We start from the raw sequence: 18799 nt of genomic DNA on the forward strand, positions 1-18799 counted from the left end.
CCCGTCAAGAGAGCGGCCGGATCTTCAGCTCGGTCACGCGGTTGCCTTCGCGCGCGGTGACTTCGAACCGGAAGCCGTGGAAGGAGAACACCTGGCCCTTGACCGGGATCATCTGCGCCTCGTGGATCACCAGGCCTGCGACGGTATTGGCCTCGTCATCCGGCAAGTTCCATTCAATGGCCCGGTTCAGGTCGCGGATGGTGGTGGCGCCTTCGACCAGATAGGAGCCGTCGGCGGTCTTCCTGGCGACGCTTTCCTCGGCCGGGTCGAATTCGTCTGTGATCTCGCCGACAATCTCTTCAAGGATGTCCTCCAGCGTGATCAGCCCCTGCAGGGCACCGTATTCATCCACCACCAGCGCGAAGTGGGAGCGCATGCGCAGGAACTGGCGCATCTGCTCGTCGAGGGTGGTGGTTTCGGGAATGAAATACGGGGCCTTGGCGACCTGGGCGACGTCGAAGGATTTCAGCTGGTCGGAATCTCCGCCTGCGCCGCCGGCCTGCTCATACATCGCGCGGAACAGGTCCTTTGCGTGAACCACACCGATAATGTTCTCCTGCTCGCCGCGGAACACCGGCAGACGGGTGTGCTGGCTGTGCAGGCATTGTTCCAGGATGGTTTCGGGCTCAGCATCCGCGTCGATCATCTCGATATTGGAGCGGTGCAGCATGATCTCCTCGACAAACCGGTCGGAAAGATCGAGCGCGCCCAGGATACGGTCGCGGTCTTCCTTTTCGACCACGCCTTCGGAATGTCCCAGCTGCAGGGCGCCCGCGATTTCCTCGCGCACAGCCATGATGTGGCTGTCCGGGTCGATCTGCACGCCGAAGACGCTCAGCACGCCGCGCACGAACAGCCGCACCGCGCCCACGACCGGCGAAAGGATCATGACCAGGAGGCTGATCGGCGCCGACACCGCAGAGGCGGCCTTCTCGGCGTTGGAAATGGCGTAGGTCTTGGGCAGGACCTCAGCAAAGACCAGTACCAGCAGGGTCATTACCAGCGTTGCCATCGCGACGCCGCCTTCTCCAAAGATCCGGGTAAAAAGCGCGGTGGCGAGAGAGGCTGCGAGAATGTTGACAACGTTGTTGCCCAGCAGGACCGAACCGATCAGGCGCTCATTGTCTTCGGTGATGACCAGCGCGCGCTGAGCCCCGCGGGAGCCCTTGTCGGCCTGGGCGCGCAGCTTGCCGCGCGACGCGGCGGTCAGCGCCGTTTCCGAGCCTGAAAAGAAGCCTGAAAAGACAAGGAGCAGCACGATGGCCCCGGCAGTGGTCCAGAAGGCGCTGTCGAGAACGGTGGAGGCAGTGTCCATGAGGGGTTCAGATGTCCAGTCTGTTGAAGGTTTGCCGTATTTATGGGGTCTTAGCCCCGCCGCTTCAAGCGTTGCGGTCAGCTGCGCTTGGCCAGCGGGTGGTGTTCCAGCACCAGTTCCTGCAGCCGGGCGTCCAGCACATGGGTGTAAATCTCGGTTGTGGCGATGTCGGCGTGGCCCAAGAGCGCCTGGATCGCGCGCAGGTCGGCGCCGTTTGCCAAGAGGTGGGTGGCAAAGGCGTGGCGCAGAGTGTGCGGTGTCACCTTGTCCGGGGAGATGCCGCCGGTCACCGCAAGTTCCTTGATCAGCAGGTAGAAACGGTGACGGGTCAGATGGCCGGATTTGCCGCGGGAGGGGAACAGGAACCGCGAGGGCGGATGGCCCTTGGTTTCACGCTCAGCATCGGTCTCGTCGCGCACCAGCAGCCATTGCGCCAAGGCTTCGCGCGCAGGCGGGGACAGCGGCACCATGCGTTCCTTGCCGCCCTTGCCCAGGATCAGCAGCATCCGCGGGTCGCCGCGGGCGGCGGACACCGGCAGCGAGACCAGTTCCGTGACCCGCATACCGGTGGCGTAAAGCAGTTCCATCAGGCAGGTGTTGCGCAGCCGGTCGGCCTCAGTCCGGCCGGTTTGGCGGGCGGCGTCCAGCAGGCGGTCGACCTCGATCACTTCCAGCGTTTTGGGCAGGCGCTTTTCCCGCCCCGGGCCGCGTATTTGGATGGCGGGGTTGTCCTCGCGCCAGCCTTCTTCAAACGCGAAACGGTAGATCTGTTTGACCGCCGACAGCCGCCGGGCGCGGGTGGAGCGGGCCAAACCTTGCGCGTCGCAGTTGATCAGATAGGCCTCAATGTCATCCTGGCAGGCGCTTAGGAAACTGAGCTTGCGGTGCTCCAACCAGGCGGTCAGGTCCTTGAGGTCCCGGCCATAGGCCAAAAGCGTGTTCTGCGAGGCGCCGGTTTCTGCCGCCTGGGCGTCGAGGAAGGTGGAGATCCACTGGAAATTGTCGTGCGGTGCGGCCATGTCAGCCGCGCTCCAGCAGCATCAGTTGCAGGGCGGCGCGGCGGGCGGTGTCCTCCAGCCCGACGGCGCGGAAGGCGGCCAGTGCAGTGGTCAGATCGCCAAGGTTGCCGTCGGCGCCCTGGGCAAACAGCACCATGCTGCGCAGGATCGCCTCGCCCAGCTGGCCGTTGTCCAGCAGTTGGCGGATAGATGGCGGCGCGGATGAGCCCGCGGCAAACCCCAGCGCGATTGCTTCTGCCAGCGGCGACGGCGCGGCGGCATCTCCGGGACGGCCCTGAGCCAGGGCGGCCAGGAAATGGTCTGCCGCACCGGAGGCTTTCGCGTCGTGGGCGGCAAGCTCATATGCGGGCGAGAGCAGGCGGATGCGCCAGGCCAGCTCCTCAGCCGGGCCTGTGAGTTTCGCCCGTGCCAGTTGCTCGGCAAAGATGTCGGCAAAGACGGTTTCGGTTCCGGCCTCCTGCATCGCGTCCCAGGCACGGGGCAGGGATTTTGCGATAGCTTCCGTATTCCCGGCGTTCAGGTCGTTCTCCAGCTGCTGCACCGCTGAGACCCGGTCCCAGATGCCGCCGGAGGCGGCGGGTTTTCGGGCGCTGAACAGGCCGAGGTACTGGTTCGGGTTGAGCGCACCGGCGCGGGCCAGCCGCTCTGCGGCTTCCAGCTGGGCCTTCCAGCCTGCAATGTCGCGCAGATCGGCGGCGGCGAAGGCGGGCGGCAGCGGTGCCGTGGGCATGGTCTCGCCAATGGTTTCAAACAGCCGGAAGGTCAGCGGGTCCGGATCAGCAGGGCGGCGCAGCGGCGGTGCCAGTTCAAACAGATCCGGGTTCAGGTACCGGTCCAGCAGGTCCATCTGCTCCTTGGGCAGCAGGTCCAGCGCGTGGGCGGTTTCCAGCATCAGCGCCGCCGTGGGCCAGTCGCTGCGGCGTGCCGCGCAGAAGATCCGGGCGGCATAGCTGTCCGACAGATGCGGTGAGGCGGTGAGGGCCGCGCAGGACGCATCCTCGCTGCCGGTCAGAAGGGTTGCATCGAACCAGCGGGCGAAACGGTCCTTGCTGTCCGTGGGGCCTGCGTGTTCCACCAGCGCCTGCGACGGGTCCGTCGCCCCCAGCGCCAGCAGCCGGTCGAGCCGGGCCAGCAGGATCTGGTCGCCCGTGGCCGCGGGCGGGCGGGTCTCGGACAGCAGCAGGGTGAACAGTAGCGCTTGCATTGCCGGGCTGCCGCGCACCGGCACGGTTTCGATCAGATGAGTGATGTCATCGGCCGCGCTGCCGCGCCACAGGTCTGCCGGCAGGCCGGTGGCCGCGGCCGGCACCAGCCCGATCGGCGGCAGCAAAGCTTCCAGCGGGGTGACGGACACCCGCGGCAATGCAGCAGTGCCCGCAACAGGCGGCTCCAGCAGCACGGTGCCGGGCAGGGCGTCCCTGGGCTGCGGCTGGTTCAGCCAGTCAATTGCCGCCAGCGGCTCATTGGCAAGCGCGCTGCCTGCCAGCATCACCCCGGCGGCAGCCGCCTTAATCCGCATTCAGCACCACCGGCTTGCGCACCTCGGTGGCGGGCGCGCTGAAATCGGCGCCGAACCAAGGACCGACATAGGCATAGCCCACCAGCCCGATTGCAGCCAGAACCAGCAAGTAGACCAAATACTTAATCAATCGCCCCATAGTGCATCCAATGCCTGTTTCCTGCTCTTTTGCCCAAGTTATATATTCCCTTTTCGGCAAGATCACGTCATTCACTGAAGAATGAGCGAAAAAGAGCAAATCAGCGGCCAGAAGGCAGCAGCGCCGGTGCCGGGGAAACTGAAGAAGACCATCGTTATGGTGGGCATGATGGGGGCGGGCAAGACCGCCGTGGGCCGGGCGCTGGCGGCGCGGCTGAACGCCCCTTTCCTGGACAGCGATCACGAGATCGAAGCTGCCGCCAACATGACCATCCCAGAGATTTTCGCCCGCGACGGCGAGCCGTTTTTCCGCCAGAAGGAGCGCCAGGTGATCGCGCGGCTGCTGGAGGAGGAGCGTGGCGTGCTGTCCACCGGCGGCGGCGCCTTTCTGGCAGAGGAAAACCGGCAGGTGATCACTTCAAAAGGTGTCTCTGTCTGGCTGAATGCCGACCTTGAGGTGCTGTGGAACCGGGTGCGCCACCGCGATACCCGGCCGCTGCTGCGCACTGCCGACCCGCGTGCGACACTCAGCAACCTGTATCACCAGCGGGTGCCGCTGTATTCCAAGGCCGATGTGTCGGTGGTCTCGGACGGGCAGGCCTCGATCGAGACCATGGTGGACCGCGTGCTGGACGCCTTGAAGGCACGCCCTGATGTATTGGAGTGGAACTGATGGAGCGCACGGTTCATGTGCCGCTGGGCGAACGCGCCTATGATGTGGTGATCGGTCCCGGCCTGCTGGCGCAGGCGGGGGAGCGGATCAAGCCGCTGCTGAAGCGGCCGCAGGTGGCGGTGCTGACGGATGAAACCGTGGCGGAGAAACACCTGGAAGCCTTGCGTGCCGGGCTGGCCGCTGCGGGTGTTGAGATGACCGCGCTGGCGCTGCCGCCGGGAGAGGCGACCAAGGGCTGGCCGCAGTTCACCCGCGCGGTCGAGTGGCTGCTGGAACAGAAGGTGGAGCGCGGCGACGTGGTTGTGGCCTTCGGCGGCGGAGTGATCGGCGACCTGGCGGGTTTTGCCGCGGCAGTACTGCGCCGGGGGGTGCGGTTCGTGCAGATCCCGACGTCGCTGCTGGCGCAGGTCGACAGTTCGGTGGGCGGCAAGACCGGCATCAACGCGCCGCAGGGCAAGAACCTGATCGGTGCCTTCCACCAGCCGTCGCTGGTGCTGGCGGATACCTCGGTGCTGGAAACCCTGACCGCGCGCGATTTCCTGTCCGGCTATGGCGAAGTGGTGAAATACGGGTTGCTGGGCGACGCGGAGTTCTTTGTCTGGCTGGAACAGAACGGCCCGGCGCTCGCCGAAGGCGATGTGGCTGCACGGGTTGAGGCGGTGGCGCGTTCGGTTCAGATGAAGGCGGACATCGTGGTGCGGGACGAGACCGAGCAGGGCGACCGGGCGCTGCTCAATCTGGGTCATACCTTTTGCCACGCGCTGGAAGCAGCGACGGGCTACTCGGACCGGCTGCTGCATGGCGAGGGCGTTGCGATTGGCTGCGCGCTGGCGTTTGAGCTGTCGTCGAAGCTGGGCCTGTGTTCGCAGGAGGATCCCAGCCGGGTGCGGGCACATCTGAAGGCGATGGGGATGAAGACCGACCTAGCCGACATTCCGGGCGACTTGCCCGGGGCAGAGGCTCTGCTGGATTTGATGGGGCAGGACAAGAAAGTGGTGGCCGGCCAGCTGCGGTTCATCCTGGCGCGCGGCATTGGCGAGGCGTTTGTGACCGGCGAGGTGCCGCCGGACGCGGTGCTGGAGGTGCTGCGCAGCGCCGGCGCCTGAACCGGGGCACAGAGTGCAGAAAATCAAAGGGCAGCCGCTGAGGCTGCCCTTTTTTGATGGCTGCAAATGCCTGCTCAGGCGGCAGTGCTGCTTTCGATGATGTCCTGGTCCCAGCCGTCATCCTCCGCATCGAAGTCGATGGCGAGCGGCGGATGCGCAGCGGGCGCGGGCAGGGCGGCTGTGGCGTTTCCGACAGTGAATTGAGTCACCTGCTCCCGCAGTTCCTGTGCCTGTTCGGACAAGGAGGTCGTCGCTGCAGTGGTCTGTTCGGCCATGGCAGCGTTTTGCTGCGCCATCATCTCCAGTTCGCCCACGGCGGTGTTGACGTCGTTCATCTGCGCCGACTGCTCCTTCATGTTGCCGGCAATCTCCACCACCAGGGAGGAAATCTCGCCAACCTGCTGGTTCACGGTGGCCATCGCCTGGCCGGCCTGATCCACCAGTTCCGCACCGTTCTTGACCTGTTCGGAGCTGCGCGCAGTCAGCTCATCGATCTGCTGCACCGCGTCGGCACAGCGCTGTGCCAGCATCCGCACCTCGGAGGCGACAACCGCAAAACCGCGGCCTGCTTCGCCTGCGCGGGCGGCCTCGACCCCGGCATTCAGCGCCAGCAGGTTGGTCTGGAAGGCGATGTCCTGGATCACCTTGGTGATCTGGGAAATCTCCTGCGAGGATTCCTGAAGCTTGTCCATGGCGGTAATGGTGTCCTTCACCACCGCGTCGCAGGATTTGACGCCGTTCTGGGCGCTGTCTGCAAGTTCTTCGGCGCGGCCGGCGTTTTCGGCGGAGCGCTGCACGTTGCCGGTCAGCTCGCCCATGGCGTGGGTGGTTTTTTCCAGCGTGGCCGATTCCGCCTCGGTGCGGTGGGCCAGGTCCATCGAGGCTTCGGCAATCGACTTGGTGCTTTCGTCGACGCTGCTGGTGAGTTCCGCAATCGTGGAGACCGCAGCGCTCAGCGCATTCAGCGAGTCGTTGAAATCCATCCGGATAGATTTGAATTCGACCGGGAAATGCGCCTCGATCGGGTTGTCCAGCCGCTTGTGCTGCAGGTCGGCAAGAGCTTCGCCGATGCTGCGGGTGACGGTCAGAATCTCCTCGCGGCGCTCCTTCTCTTCCTGCACGCGTTCTTCCTGCTTGCGCTGGGTGACGGTGCGCAGGTCCACAACGTTGCGGGCGACCTCGCCGATTTCGTCGCGCCGGTCTGCACCGGGGACCTCGACCTCCGTCTCGCCGGAGCCTAGCTTTTGCAGCGCCACGTTCAGGACGGCCAGCCCCTTGGTCATGTTGCGGGCGATGACCAGGCTGAGCAGCAGAACGCCCGCCAGCATGACGGCCGCAAAAATGGCCATCTCGATCAGCATCAGCTTGTTGTGCGCATCAAAGGCCGCCATGTCGCGTTCCAGGTGCTCGATCAGCAGCATTTCCTTTTTCTGCAGTACCTCAATCGCCTTGGTGGCTGCGGCAAACCAGTCCTCAGCCGTGACGCCTTCGCCGCCGTTGCCATGCAGGATGGCTTCGCGCATTTCGTCGAATTTCTTCATGGCAGGATCGCTGAACAGAGTCTTGACCGCGTCCCTGTCCTCTGCGGTTGCAAAGTTCTTGAAAGCGCGCAGGCGTTCCTTGAACAATTCGTGGTCGGCAAAGAATTCTTCGCGGTCCTGAGGTTTCCAGCCGTGTTTGAACCCCACGGCGCCCGCTGCACGTTCCAGTCCCGCCGCATCAATTGCCTGCATGAAGAAGGACAGTGCCACGGCTTCCTGCGAGATCTTGGGATTATCAATGCCCTTGGCCATCGCCAGGCCGGTCTGGATCAGCGCTGCGTTCAGGTCCGTGTAATAGGAAATCAGTGCCTTCAGCTTCAGCGAATGGGTGTCGATCTTCTGGCGGATGTCCTTCTTGCGGGCCAGCTCGGATTTCGCAAACGCGATCGCCTCAATGGATTCCCGTGGCAGAAGCTCCATGTCGACCCGGCTGATCTCCTCCAGATAGGCGGCCATCTTGGCATCATTCGCCTGGCGCACCTTGACCAGCTTCTCCGGCGGGGAGCTGGCGGCACTTTCAAGGTAGCTTGCGCTCAGCCCGCGTTCCAGCTGCAGATTGTGAACCAGGCTGCTCATATGTTCCAGCACCTCGCCTGCTTCGGTAGTGTCCACCTGGGCCTTGCGTTGCAGGTCGAGCAGGGTTTGCCCGATGAACCAAAGGCTGAGAAGCAGCGGAGCCGCCAGGAGCATTCCGATCTTGGTGCTGATCGAGAGATGCTGCAAAAAACGCATACCCATATTCCGAATCCTTGATGTACCTTTTTTACGACCGATCCATTCAGCATCCGTGATATGTCTTAATTTTTGCCTAGCCGTGCGGTGCGCTGTGTTAAGGGGCCGTTTAGGATTTGCAGCAGGCACGCAGCATCGCCAAACGGGGCACCCTTACGCATACGATGGGTAGCCCCTTGAAATATAATCTGAAAATCCTGTCCCAGCGTAAGCGGCAGATGCTGCTGAGCAGTCAGGAAGAACAGAATCGGCGCTGACGTAGCGCCGTTTCGCTCCGGTGGCGGAACCTTCGTAAAGCCCGCGAAAATGCTGCGTTAACAGAAAAGCCCTCCACCCCGGTCGGGGCGGAGGGCTGCAGCGCAAAGCTGTCGTAAATTATGATTCGCCCTGGCCGGCTTAGAACGGGATTTCGTCGTCGTCGATGTTGTGGGACGCGCCGCCGCCATAGCTGCCGCCACCGCCGCCGCCTTGCGAGCCGCTGTCATAACCGCCGCCGTAGCCGCCGCCCTGATTGCCGCCGCCATAGCCGCCACCGCTCTGGCCGCCGCCACCGCCGCCTTCACCGCGGCCGTCCAGCATGGTCAGGGTGGAGCCGAAGCCCTGCAGCACGACTTCAGTTGAGTACCGGTCCTGGCCGCTCTGGTCCTGCCACTTGCGGGTCTGCAGCTGGCCTTCGATATAGACCTTGGAGCCCTTGCGCAGGTATTGCTCGCAGACGCGCACCAGACCCTCGCTGAAGACGGCGACGGAGTGCCATTCAGTCTTCTCGCGGCGCTCGCCGGTGTTGCGGTCCTTCCAGGTTTCCGAGGTGGCAATGCGCAGGTTGCACACCTTGCCGCCGTTCTGGAAGCTGCGCACCTCGGGGTCGCGGCCCAGGTTGCCGATGAGCATGACTTTGTTGAGTGAGCCGGCCATGAAGTTCCGTCCTTCCGTCCTGAATTTCTTATCTTGCAGCGGGCTGGGGCGAATCCGGCCGCGCCGCGTTTCAGGCACAGTATAGTTCTGTGCCAACTGTGAAAAGCAGGCATCTGTGGATGGTTTCGGCCGATTTTGCGCTGGCGGAGCGGCGGTTCACGCCTGTGTTGCTTTAAATTTGCTCCGCATCCGCTATATTTGCGCAAAAGGGACAGTGCGGGACAGCATAAATGCGCAAAGCCATTGCGGGTTTGGTTATAGCCATGGTTGGCGCAGGGCAGCCTGCGGCCTCCGATATCCTCAGCACCAAGAACCGCCGTGATCTGTTCGCGGCCCATACCAGGGTGCTGGATGGGCGGGCGGCGTCCCAGTACAAGAACTCCTCCCGGCTGCAGCCCAAGACCTACAGTATCCCGTCCGCCGGCGGCACGCTGCCCTACAGCGGCAAGTACCGGGGCCAGTACCTGGAACTGGCGCGTGATGCGGCGCGCCAGCACGGGGTGCCGGAGGATCTGTTCCTGCGTCTGGTCCAGCAGGAGAGCAACTGGAACCCCAATGCCAAGTCGCACAAGGGGGCGCTGGGGCTGGCGCAGCTGATGCCGGCCACGGCGCGGGCGCTGGGGGTGAACCCGGCGGTGCCGAAGCAGAACCTGGAGGGCGGCGCCCGCTATCTGGCGCGCCAGTTCCGCAAGTTCGGGTCCTGGCGGCTGGCGCTGGCGGCCTATAACGCCGGTCCGGAAGCGGTGCAAAAATATGGCGGGGTGCCGCCTTACAAGGAAACCCAGAACTACGTGCGGAAGATCTGGGGCAGTTGATGCCGCGCAGCTGTTAACGTGTGGATAACTTTCCTTAATGCCCCGTTAACTCCGCCTGAGCGTCAAGCATTTGCCTTAATTTTTCGTAAATCTGTGCGCAGGTTCTGGAGGGAATGCCTTGTATATCAACAGCTTCGACGAACGCCTTGAGCGCATTGACTGGCAGCCGAGCGCGGTGCCGACCCGCCAGATGATCGACAGCGTTCTGGCAAGCCGCCTGCCGCTGCAGCCGCGCAGTGCAGTGCTGAGCCTGGCAGGCGCAGTGACGGGCATTCTGATCGGCGTTGGCGTGAAGGGCATGGGTATCGCGGGTTCGGCCTGGGGGCCGGAAACCGGGCTGGCCGGAACAATTGGCGGCGGGCTGGCGCAGGTTGGGCTTGCGGCGTCGGTGGCTGCGGCTTTGCTGGCCGCCGCCAAGGGCAGCAAGGCGCCGCGGCTGATGCAGTTCGCCTCGATCAACCTGCTGATGATTGCGGTTCTGCTGCTGAGCTGAACCAGGTTTCCCCCGTGGGAGTGGGGGAGTGATGTGGAACCCCATGTGTTGCCGCCTGGCACCGCATGGGGTTTTGCTTTGCGGCGATGCCAGCGCATGAAAAAGCCGGGGTGCTGAAACCCCGGCTTTGTTGTCACGTTTTGATCTGGCGCCTTACTCTGCTGCGACCTTGATCACCGGCTTCATGCGCTCCAGCACGTCGTCGCTGAGGTGGCATTTGATCTGGTGGCCGCCGTCCAGTGTGCGCACCGGCGGAACCTCCTTCTCGCACAATCCGCCCGGCACCTCGGATTTCCAGCGGCAGCGGGTCTGGAACGGGCAGCCCGGCGGCGGGCTCATGGCTGACGGAATGTCGCCTTCCAGAACGATGTGCTCTTTCTCCACGGAGGTGTCGGCAATCGGCACCGCACTGAGCAGCGCCTCGGTGTAGGGGTGGTAGGGCGGTGCAAACACCTGATCGGTGTCGCCCAGCTCCACCACATGGCCGAGGTACATCACCATCACCCGGTCGGAAAGGTAGCGCACGATCGACAGGTCGTGGGAGATGAACAAGAGGGTTGTCTTCTCGTTCCTCTGGATCTCCATCAGAAGGTCGGTGACCGCGGCCTGCACCGAAACGTCGAGCGCCGAGACGGGTTCGTCCGCAACAACGATGCGGGCGCCGCCGGCAAAGGCGCGGGCGATGCCCACACGCTGCTTCTGGCCGCCCGACAGCTGCCGCGGCATCCGGTCGGCAAAGGCGCGGGGCAGTTTCACCAGGTCCAGAAGCTCCAGCATCCGCTTGCGGCGTTCGGCCTCGGAATTGCCAATGCCGAAGATTTCAAGCGCCCGCATGATCTGGCGGCCGACTGTCATCGAGGGGTTCAGCGTATCAAAGGGGTTCTGGAACACCATCTGCACGTCGGAAACAGTTTTGGTGTCGCGTTCCTCGATCGGAATCTGCTCGATGTTGCGGTTGTCGAGCAGGATCTGGCCCTCCGTGGCGGTCTCAAGTCCCATCAGCACCTTGGCGAATGTTGACTTGCCGCAGCCGGACTCGCCGACGATGGCGAGGGTTTCGGACTCGCGGGCCTCGAAGCTCAGCGTCTCGTTGGCTTTCACCACCTTGGTGTCGCCGCCGCCGAACAGGGCGTTGGCAGCCACCTCGTAGTATTTCTTGAGGTTGTCCATCTTCAGGACGACCTTGCCTGGAGCGGTCTTTTCCTTCTGCTCACCCACCGTGATCGGGGCGTTCCAGTCGATTTCCTGGAACTTCAGGCAGCGGGTTTCGTGCCGGTCATTGCCATGCACCGGTGACATCGGGATCACCATGTCCTGATCGCAGCGGCCTTCCTCGAAATAGTCGCAGCGCGGGCCGAAGTTGCAGCCGGGCGGGCGTTCGTGGGGCAGGGGGAAGTTACCGGGGATTGCCACCAGCGGGCGCGAGTTCTTGTCGGCGCCGGGCAGCGGGATCGAGCGGAACAGCGCCTGGGTATAGGGATGCTGCATTTCGTCGAACACATCGTGGATCGAGCCGCGCTCCACCGCCTCGCCGGAATACATCACGCAGAGCCGGTCGCAGGTTTCCAGTACCAGGCCGAGGTTGTGCGAGATGAACAGCATCGAGGTGCCGTATTTCTTGCCCAGGTCCTTGACCAGCTCGACCACCGCGGCCTCCACCGTCACGTCCAGCGCGGTGGTGGGTTCATCGAGGATCAGCAGCGAGGGTTTCGACATCAGCGCCATCGCAATCACGATGCGCTGCTGCTGGCCGCCCGACAGCTGGTGCGGGAAGGAGTTGAGCATCCGCTCCGGGTCGGGCAGGCGCACGTCGGTGACCACTTCAAGCGCGCGGGCATAGGCTTCTTTTTCGCTGACGCCCTCGTGGATCATCGGCACTTCCATCAGCTGCTTGCCGATTTTCATTGCGGGGTTCAGCGAGGCCATCGGCTCCTGATAGATCATTGCGATCTCATTGCCGCGGATATCGCGCAGTTCTTCGGCGCTCATCTCGGCCAGGTCGCGGCCCTTGAACTTGATGGTGCCGCCGACGACGCGGCCGTTCTTGCCCAGATCCTGCATGACGCCAAGCGCCACGGTGGATTTGCCGCAGCCGGATTCGCCGACCAGGCCCACGGCCTCGCCGGGCTGCACGGTGACCGAGAAATCCATCACCGCGGGGATTTCGCGCAGGCGGGTGAAGAAGGAGATCGACAGCTTGTTAATCTCGAGGATCGGGCCGTCGTAGTCTGCCAGTTTGTTCATATTCTTTTCTCCCTGTTGAGGCTGGAAGAGACAGGATCCCTTTCATCTGGCCTCAAATATCCCGGGGGTCCGGGGGCTGGCCCCCGGTCCCGCCGGTTTGGATCAATCCTTCAGGCTTTCCTCGCGCAGGCCGTCGGCCAGCAGGTTTAGGCCCAGAACCAGCGTCAGCAGCGCAAAGGCGGGCGGCAGCGCCGGGTGCAGGTAGATCGACAGCAGCTTGCGCCCGTCATTGATCGTGGAACCCCAATCCGGGCTTTCCGGCGGCAGGCCAAGGCCGAAGAAGCCGAGGGTACCCAAGAGGATGGTGGTGTAGCCGATGCGCAGGCAGAAATCGACGATCAGCGGCCCGCGGGCGTTGGGCAGGATTTCCCACAGCATGATGTACCAGGGGCCCTCGCCGCGGGTCTGGGCAGCCGCCACGTAATCGCGGGTTTTGATGTCCAGCGTCAGGCCGCGCACGATACGGAACACCGTGGGCGAGTTGACGAAGACCACCGAGACGAACACCACCAGGATACCGCCGGGGATGTCGAACATATCCATCACGCGGGGCAGGCCCGGGATCGAATAGGCCGGGGTGTTGATCAGGTAGCCGCCGTTGGAAACCAGCTGCAGGTAGAACCAGATGATGATCCCCAGAACCAGCGGCAGCACCAGGTTGCGCACCTTGGGCCGGGTGTAATAGCGCGAGTTCAGCAGCACCCCGACAAAGACAATCGGGAAGATGAACAGAACGATCGCCATGTAGTTCGGAACACCGGTGGCGACGATTTCAGGCGTGACCAGCAGGTAGAACAGCAGGATCACCGGGAAGGCCAGGATCAGGTTGGCGGCAAAGGACAGCGTGGTGTCCAGGCGTCCGCCGTAGTAGCCCGCAGGCAGGCCCAGGGTAATCCCCACCATGAAGGCAAAGACAGCTGCCATCGGGGCGATCTTGATGACTTCCCAGGCGCCTTTGACCAGGCGGCTGAACACGTCGCGCGCCAGGTTGTCGCCGCCAAGCAGGTAATAGGGGTAGTCCGCTTCGGTGGCGCCGTTCATCGGGGTGCCGGGGACCTTGTTCTTCATGCCCGAGACCTGCACCAGCGGGTCATGGGTAATGATCATGTCCATGGCGCCGTAGATGCCGGTGAACACCCAGAACATCACCAGGCCAAAGCCGATCATGCCGATGGGGCTGTCAAACAGCTTGCCATAAAGGCCAAGCCGCCGTTTGAAGCCGATGGAGGCGGCGTAGAGGATCACCAGTGAAAACCAGACCGGGGACAGCTGGTAGATGATACGCCCCGCAATTTCGAATGTGCTAAGAGGTTCCATGCTCTGCTGCCTTCCTTAAGAGATCCGGATACGCGGGTTCAGATACACATAGCCGATGTCAGAGATCAGCTGGGTGATCAGCACCACGAAGACTGAGACCACGGAAACGGCCAGCAGCAGTTCGATGTCGTTGTTGCCTGCGGCTTCCACCAGGATCCAGCCGAAGCCCTTGTAGTTGAACAGGGTCTCGACGATCACCACGCCGTTCAGCAGCCAGGGGAACTGCAGCATGATGACGGTGAAGGGGGCAATCAGTGCGTTCCGCAGCGCGTGCTTCAGAACGATGTTGTGAAAGCTCACACCTTTTAGGCGGGCGGTGCGGATGTATTGCGCGGTCATAACCTCTGTCATCGAGGCGCGGGTCATCCGGGCGATATAGCCCATGCCGTAAAGCGCGATCGTCAGCACCGGCAGGAAGAAGTTCTCGAAGTTCGGGTTGTCCATCGCCGAGGTGGCGGTGCCCTTGAACCATTTGAGGCCCACGGTGGAGGAGGTGAAGACGGCGATAAAGATCACGCCGGAAACATATTCAGGTGTTGCCGTGGTCAGGATCGAGGCGGTTGAAAGGCTCCGGTCGGTGACAGAGCCTTCGCGCATGCCCGCCAGCACCCCGATGATCAGGGCAGAGGGAACCATCAGCACCAGCACCCAGAACATCAGGCGGCCGGTGTTGCCGAGACGTTCGGCGATGATGGTGGAGACTTCATCCTTGAACCGGGTCGAATAGCCCCAGTCGCCTTGCAGAATGCCGCAGAAGGTCGGCGCTTCGGCGGCTTCCTCAGCGCTGACGGCGCCGGTCATGCAGCGGCCGGTGAACCCTTTCTCGGTCTCGCGGGTCCAGCCCGGCAGAACGCCCAGCCATTGCCCGTATTTCGAAACCATGGAGCCGCCATAGCCGTTGGCGTCCAGCCAGCTGGCCACGGCCTCATCCGACATGCGGAAGTTGCCCTGGGTTTTGGCGAGTTTTTCGAGGTTGGGGTAGAGGTTCGTGAGGAAGAACACGATGAACGTCAGGCACAGGGCCGTCAGCAGCATCACGCCCGAACGGCGGAGAATGAAAAGTCCCATTTGGGTCCCCTGTCAGTCTGGCGGATCGGACCCGGCTCAAAGGGCGGGTCTCTTATCTTTTGAGCTGGAAAGCACCGCCCCGAAAGGGGGCGGTGCAGGAGTCAGGAGCCGGCGGGGCTTAGGCTGCCCAGCCCCACTTGTAGTGGTGATGCTCGAAGGAGATGTGCATGTCGGCACCGACAACACCTTCGCGCATGTGGCGGTAGAGCGAGCGCCAGTAGGGCTGGATGGTCACGCCCTCTTCCTGGATCAGAGCCTGGCCCTTGGCAGAGATTTCGCGGCGCTTGTCAGCGTCAGCAATGGACAGGGCTTCTGCCAGCAGGGCGTCGAACTCCGGGTTTTCCCAGCCGAATTCGTTCCAGGCTTCGCCGGATTTGTAGGCCAGCGCCCAGATCTGAACGCCCAGCGGGCGGTGGTTCCAGTTGGTCGAGGAAAACGGGTATTTGGCCCAGTCGTTCCAGAAAGTCGAGCCCGGCAGAACGGTCCGTTTAACCTTGAAGCCAGCGTCGCGCAGCTGTGCTGCCACCGCGTCGGTGGTGTTCCGGCGCCAGTCGTCGTCGATCGACAGGATCTCATGCTCGAAATCCATCATGCCGGCTTCTTCCATCAGCGCCTTGGCACCGGCGGGATCAACCTTCTGCGGCGGCAGTTCGGCGTATTCCGGGTGGATCGGGCCGACATGGTGGTTTTCCGCAGTTTCGCCGCGGCCGCCGTAGCCAAGCTCCAGGCAGACGGAGTTGTCGACCGCCATCTGGATCGCCTTGCGGACGCGCTTGTCAGCATAGGGTTTCTTGCCGTCGATTTCCGCCAGCTGGTTGGTGCGGATCACGATCGAGGACATGGTCACAACTTCGGACTTCTTGTAGCCGAGGCCGTCCATCACGTCGATGAATTCGCCGACCGATTCATAGAGCATGTCGACTTCGTCGGATTCCAGCGCCGCCAGCCAGGAGGACGGGTCGGTGCCGAAATCGACGTATTCGATGCGGTCCAGTGCCGGCTTGCCATAGATCGCTTCGCCCCACCAGGTGTGGTCGTCGTTGCGTTCCAGAACCGAACGCACGCCGACTTCCAGCTCGGTCAGCAGGAACGGGCCGGTGCCGACGTTCTGGGTGAAGTCGTTGGTCTGGAAGGAGGAATGCACGATGGCCGCCGGATAGTCGGCCATGCCTGCGATCAGCGAAATGTCGGAGGCCGGCAGGTTCAGTTTGACGGTGTGGCTGTCGACCACTTCGATCGCGCCTTCGGCTGCCTGGCCGGTTTCACTGTCAATCAGGGTTGCGAAACGGCCGGCCATGGAGTTGCCTTCCAGGCCCTTGTCGCACCAGCCTGCAATGTTGCGGGCAACATCTTCGGCGGTGAAGTCGTCGCCGTTGTTCCACTTGACGCCCTGGCGGACGTTCAGGGTATAGACGGTGGCGTCCTCGTTGATCTCCCAGCTTTCCAGCAGCATGCCGGTGAAGGAGCCGTCGTTGTTGTATTCCACCAGGTATTCGATGGTACCGCGGGTCTTGTTGGCCATCTGCGACCAGTCAAAGGTGCGCGGGTCCTTCAGCGGGCGGACTTCGGTTTGCACCCGAAGTGTGCCGCCCTGCTTTTTCTCTTCTGCCGCCTTAACCGGGGCGGCCAGGCCGATCATGCCATAGGCAGCGGCGGCAGTGACGCCCAGCGAGGTGGCGCGGGTCAGGAATTCCCTGCGGTCCAGCTTGCCGTCCAGCACTTCCTTGGCGTGCATCTTGGCGGCCCAATGGATCGGGGCTCCGTTGATGGTGTCTTTGGTCATTTAAGTCTCCCTGTCGTACCGTTCGGTCATTTTTGTGCGAAACGGATATTGGCCCGGCGGTGTGCCAGGCGATTTTGGTTCAGGTTTTGGATTAAAGTTTCCCCATGCCTGCATTCCGGCAGAGATACGGCGTTTCGTCAATGCACAGTTTCGTCGTTTCCGTGTAAAAATACGACATTTTCGGCGTCGGTTTTATTATTCCGGACGGCATACGTCCGCATACTGTTCAAAACTGCCCAGTAATAGGGCCGGCATTTTAAGGAATTCCCGGTGCGGCAGGCCATGCGGCGGGATTCTGCTGACGGATCAGGCTATTGCAGTTTTTTGCGGACGGAATCGCGCAATCCGCTGGGGGGCTGGCCGGTATGCTGCGTGATGAAGCGTGTGAAATAGGCGGCGCTGCCAAAGCCCAGCCGGGCGGCAATGTCGCGAATGGGTATATCTGAAGTGATCAGCAGTGTCCGTGCGGCGTGCAGCTGGCGCTCTGTCAGAAGGGTCGCTGCGGTCTTGCCTGCGGCAGCTTTGCAGACCCGTGTCAGATGTGTCGGGGTCACGTTCAGGGCCTCAGCATGCGCAGCCATTGTGGTCTGGCAGCCCTGCACCCCGGAAATGCGCTGGCAGTAGGCCCGGCACAGGCGCAGCGCCGCAGATTGCCGAGGTGCCGTGTCCGGCTGACGTTGCAGAGCGACGGCTGCAAGCTCGCTATGGGCTTGCACGGCGCGGTGCCAATGCTGTCCTTGCCAGCCTGCTCGCGGCTGATCGCCTCGAAGTGCCCGCCCAGGCCGGTTTGTTCCTGCAGGCTGGTGAAGCGCTTGTGCACAGGGGCTTCAGGAAAGGGCGGCAGCAAGGGGCCTGTCATCGATAGCACCTGGCCCAGGCACTGGCGGGAGAATTCGGCCGACCAAAGTGCCCCGGCCGGCACAAAAATGACACTATGCAGGCCGAAGCCGCGCTGCTCCCCATTCAGGAAGAAGCGGCCTTGCCCGCGCGTGATCCAGATCAGCAGGTGTTCGTTTCGGCTGTGGGCCAATGCAGTCTGCCAGCCGCCGTCCGGTGCCAGCCGGACCAGCGGCGCGGCATGGAACTCTCTGGGAAGATCTGAATCAAAGGGCATCAGCAATCTTAAGCAGCAGAACCGGTTTTGGTGGCCGCAGCAGGTCACGGATCGCTGATTCTGGCAAGTTTCCGCTTGCTGAAGGCTGAAATGATGAAAGTTTTAGGGGCTGGCGCGAGACGGTGCGGGCTCAATCGAGCGAGATCTGGTGCCAATCCTTCATCCGGGCGCGGAACCAGCTGCGCTGCCGTTTGGCAAACTGCCGGGTGGCGACGGCGGCGCGCTCTTCCGCTTCCTCAAGCGTCAGGCGGCCGTCGGCGTAGCCCATCAGTTCCGGCACGCCGATGGCTTTGCAGGATGGCAGCGCGGGGTCATAGCGGCTGCGCATGGCGTCGATCTCGGCCATCGCTCCCTGATCCAGCATAAGTCCGAAGCGTTTGCGGATGCGCGCCTCCAGCCATTTCTTATCCGAGTTCAGAACCATTGCCGTGCAGTTCTGCAGCGGCAGCGCCGGGGCAGGGGTATCGTCCTGCCAACTGGCCAGGGGGCGTCCGGTGGCTTTCAGCACTTCCCAGGCGCGCTGCACCCGGGCGCGGTTCATCAGGTCGATACGGCCCGCGGTCTCCGCATCCAGTTCTGCACGCAGCGCATCCAGCGGCAGGCTGTCGCCTTCGGCGCGCACCGCGGGCGGGGTGGCGGGGATTTCGGCCATGCCCTCTGTCAGGGCGGTGAAATAGAGACCGGTGCCGCCGACGATGATCAACCGTTCCGGCCCGTCCAGAAGCGGCTGCACCTCGCGCAGCCAGTGGCCGGCGGAATACTCAGCGTCATAAGGCACATGGCCATAAAGCGCGTGCGGCGCCTGCGCCTCTTCCTCTGCCGAGGGGCGGGCGGTGATAACCCGCCAGCAGTCATAGACCTGGCTGGCGTCTGCGTTGACAATGATTCCGCCCTGACGGGCCGCAATTTCCAGTGCCAGCGCGGACTTTCCAGAGGCCGTGGGGCCTGCGATCAGCACAGGTTTGCCGGGGTCGATGTCGGGCAGGTTCATCGGGGTGCAGTCCATC

At 63.1% G+C, this 18799-nt stretch carries 17 protein-coding genes; 4 read left to right on the forward strand and 13 right to left on the reverse strand.

Features of this window, described 5'->3' with window-relative positions:
- Nucleotides 1–4 precede the first annotated feature (4 nt).
- The 4 genes from RA25_RS06655 to RA25_RS22970 form a co-directional block, all read right to left on the reverse strand.
- Nucleotides 5–1315, reverse strand: coding sequence for an HlyC/CorC family transporter (locus RA25_RS06655; protein WP_039136025.1), 1311 nt, complete (start codon nt 1313–1315; stop codon nt 5–7).
- Nucleotides 1316–1392: 77 nt separating this feature from the next.
- Nucleotides 1393–2334 carry a site-specific tyrosine recombinase XerD gene (locus tag RA25_RS06660; RefSeq protein ID WP_019297498.1) on the reverse strand — a complete coding sequence of 314 codons (942 nt, stop codon included), beginning with the start codon at nt 2332–2334 and terminating at the stop codon, nt 1393–1395.
- Nucleotide 2335: 1 nt separating this feature from the next.
- The gene (locus tag RA25_RS06665) at nt 2336–3853 is read right to left on the reverse strand and encodes a hypothetical protein (RefSeq protein WP_019297499.1); all 1518 of its coding nucleotides are present in this window, start codon (nt 3851–3853) and stop codon (nt 2336–2338) included.
- Nucleotides 3843–3992 carry a hypothetical protein gene (locus RA25_RS22970; protein WP_019297500.1) on the reverse strand — a complete coding sequence of 50 codons (150 nt, stop codon included), beginning with the start codon at nt 3990–3992 and terminating at the stop codon, nt 3843–3845. The genes RA25_RS06665 and RA25_RS22970 overlap by 11 nt, the downstream gene beginning before the upstream one ends.
- 81 nt (nt 3993–4073) lie before the next feature.
- Between RA25_RS22970 and RA25_RS06670 the strand changes: the two genes are divergently transcribed.
- Nucleotides 4074–4664: a shikimate kinase gene (locus tag RA25_RS06670; protein ID WP_039145726.1), complete on the forward strand. Its 591-nt coding sequence runs from the start codon at nt 4074–4076 to the stop codon at nt 4662–4664.
- A complete protein-coding gene (gene aroB, locus RA25_RS06675) occupies nt 4664–5770 on the forward strand; it encodes a 3-dehydroquinate synthase (RefSeq protein ID WP_039170910.1) in 1107 nt (368 codons plus the stop codon). Before RA25_RS06670 ends, aroB begins: the two co-directional genes overlap by 1 nt.
- 74 nt (nt 5771–5844) lie before the next feature.
- Here aroB and RA25_RS06680 read toward each other — a convergent pair whose 3' ends face one another.
- Entirely contained in the window at nt 5845–8049 is a 2205-nt protein-coding gene (locus RA25_RS06680) for a methyl-accepting chemotaxis protein (RefSeq protein ID WP_052254185.1), read from the reverse strand.
- 390 nt (nt 8050–8439) lie between these two features.
- Complete coding sequence (ssb, locus tag RA25_RS06685) at nt 8440–8958, reverse strand: single-stranded DNA-binding protein (protein WP_039170912.1); 519 nt, start codon at nt 8956–8958, stop codon at nt 8440–8442.
- A gap of 230 nt (nt 8959–9188) precedes the next feature.
- On the opposite strand from ssb, the gene RA25_RS06690 reads away from it, so the two are divergent.
- Both RA25_RS06690 and RA25_RS06695 read left to right on the forward strand, forming a co-directional pair.
- Nucleotides 9189–9773 carry a lytic transglycosylase domain-containing protein gene (locus RA25_RS06690; protein WP_019296147.1) on the forward strand — a complete coding sequence of 195 codons (585 nt, stop codon included), beginning with the start codon at nt 9189–9191 and terminating at the stop codon, nt 9771–9773.
- A 118-nt stretch (nt 9774–9891) separates the two neighbouring features.
- On the forward strand, nt 9892–10266 hold the full coding sequence (locus tag RA25_RS06695) for a hypothetical protein (RefSeq protein WP_019296148.1): 375 nt from the start codon (nt 9892–9894) through the stop codon (nt 10264–10266).
- Nucleotides 10267–10419: 153 nt separating this feature from the next.
- On the opposite strand, the gene RA25_RS06700 is transcribed toward RA25_RS06695, so the two are convergent.
- The 7 genes from RA25_RS06700 to miaA form a co-directional block, all read right to left on the reverse strand.
- A complete protein-coding gene (locus tag RA25_RS06700; RefSeq protein WP_019296149.1) occupies nt 10420–12510 on the reverse strand; it encodes a dipeptide ABC transporter ATP-binding protein in 2091 nt (696 codons plus the stop codon).
- A 102-nt stretch (nt 12511–12612) separates the two neighbouring features.
- On the reverse strand, nt 12613–13827 hold the full coding sequence (locus RA25_RS06705) for an ABC transporter permease (protein ID WP_019296150.1): 1215 nt from the start codon (nt 13825–13827) through the stop codon (nt 12613–12615).
- Between the two features lie 15 nt (nt 13828–13842).
- Nucleotides 13843–14895, reverse strand: coding sequence for an ABC transporter permease (locus RA25_RS06710; RefSeq protein ID WP_019296151.1), 1053 nt, complete (start codon nt 14893–14895; stop codon nt 13843–13845).
- A gap of 118 nt (nt 14896–15013) precedes the next feature.
- Nucleotides 15014–16678: an ABC transporter substrate-binding protein gene (locus tag RA25_RS06715; protein ID WP_019296152.1), complete on the reverse strand. Its 1665-nt coding sequence runs from the start codon at nt 16676–16678 to the stop codon at nt 15014–15016.
- A 311-nt stretch (nt 16679–16989) separates the two neighbouring features.
- The gene (locus RA25_RS23450; protein ID WP_342586125.1) at nt 16990–17259 is read right to left on the reverse strand and encodes a helix-turn-helix transcriptional regulator; all 270 of its coding nucleotides are present in this window, start codon (nt 17257–17259) and stop codon (nt 16990–16992) included.
- Nucleotides 17235–17798 carry a hypothetical protein gene (locus RA25_RS06720; protein ID WP_342586126.1) on the reverse strand — a complete coding sequence of 188 codons (564 nt, stop codon included), beginning with the start codon at nt 17796–17798 and terminating at the stop codon, nt 17235–17237. Before RA25_RS06720 ends, RA25_RS23450 begins: the two co-directional genes overlap by 25 nt.
- A gap of 124 nt (nt 17799–17922) precedes the next feature.
- Nucleotides 17923–18798 (reverse strand): tRNA (adenosine(37)-N6)-dimethylallyltransferase MiaA, encoded by an 876-nt coding sequence (miaA, locus tag RA25_RS06725; protein WP_241477376.1) that lies wholly within the window; start codon nt 18796–18798, stop codon nt 17923–17925.
- Nucleotide 18799: the final 1 nt, after the last annotated feature.

The sequence above is a fragment of the Leisingera sp. ANG-S5 genome (genome assembly GCF_000813925.1).
In the GTDB taxonomy this organism is placed as follows: domain Bacteria; phylum Pseudomonadota; class Alphaproteobacteria; order Rhodobacterales; family Rhodobacteraceae; genus Leisingera.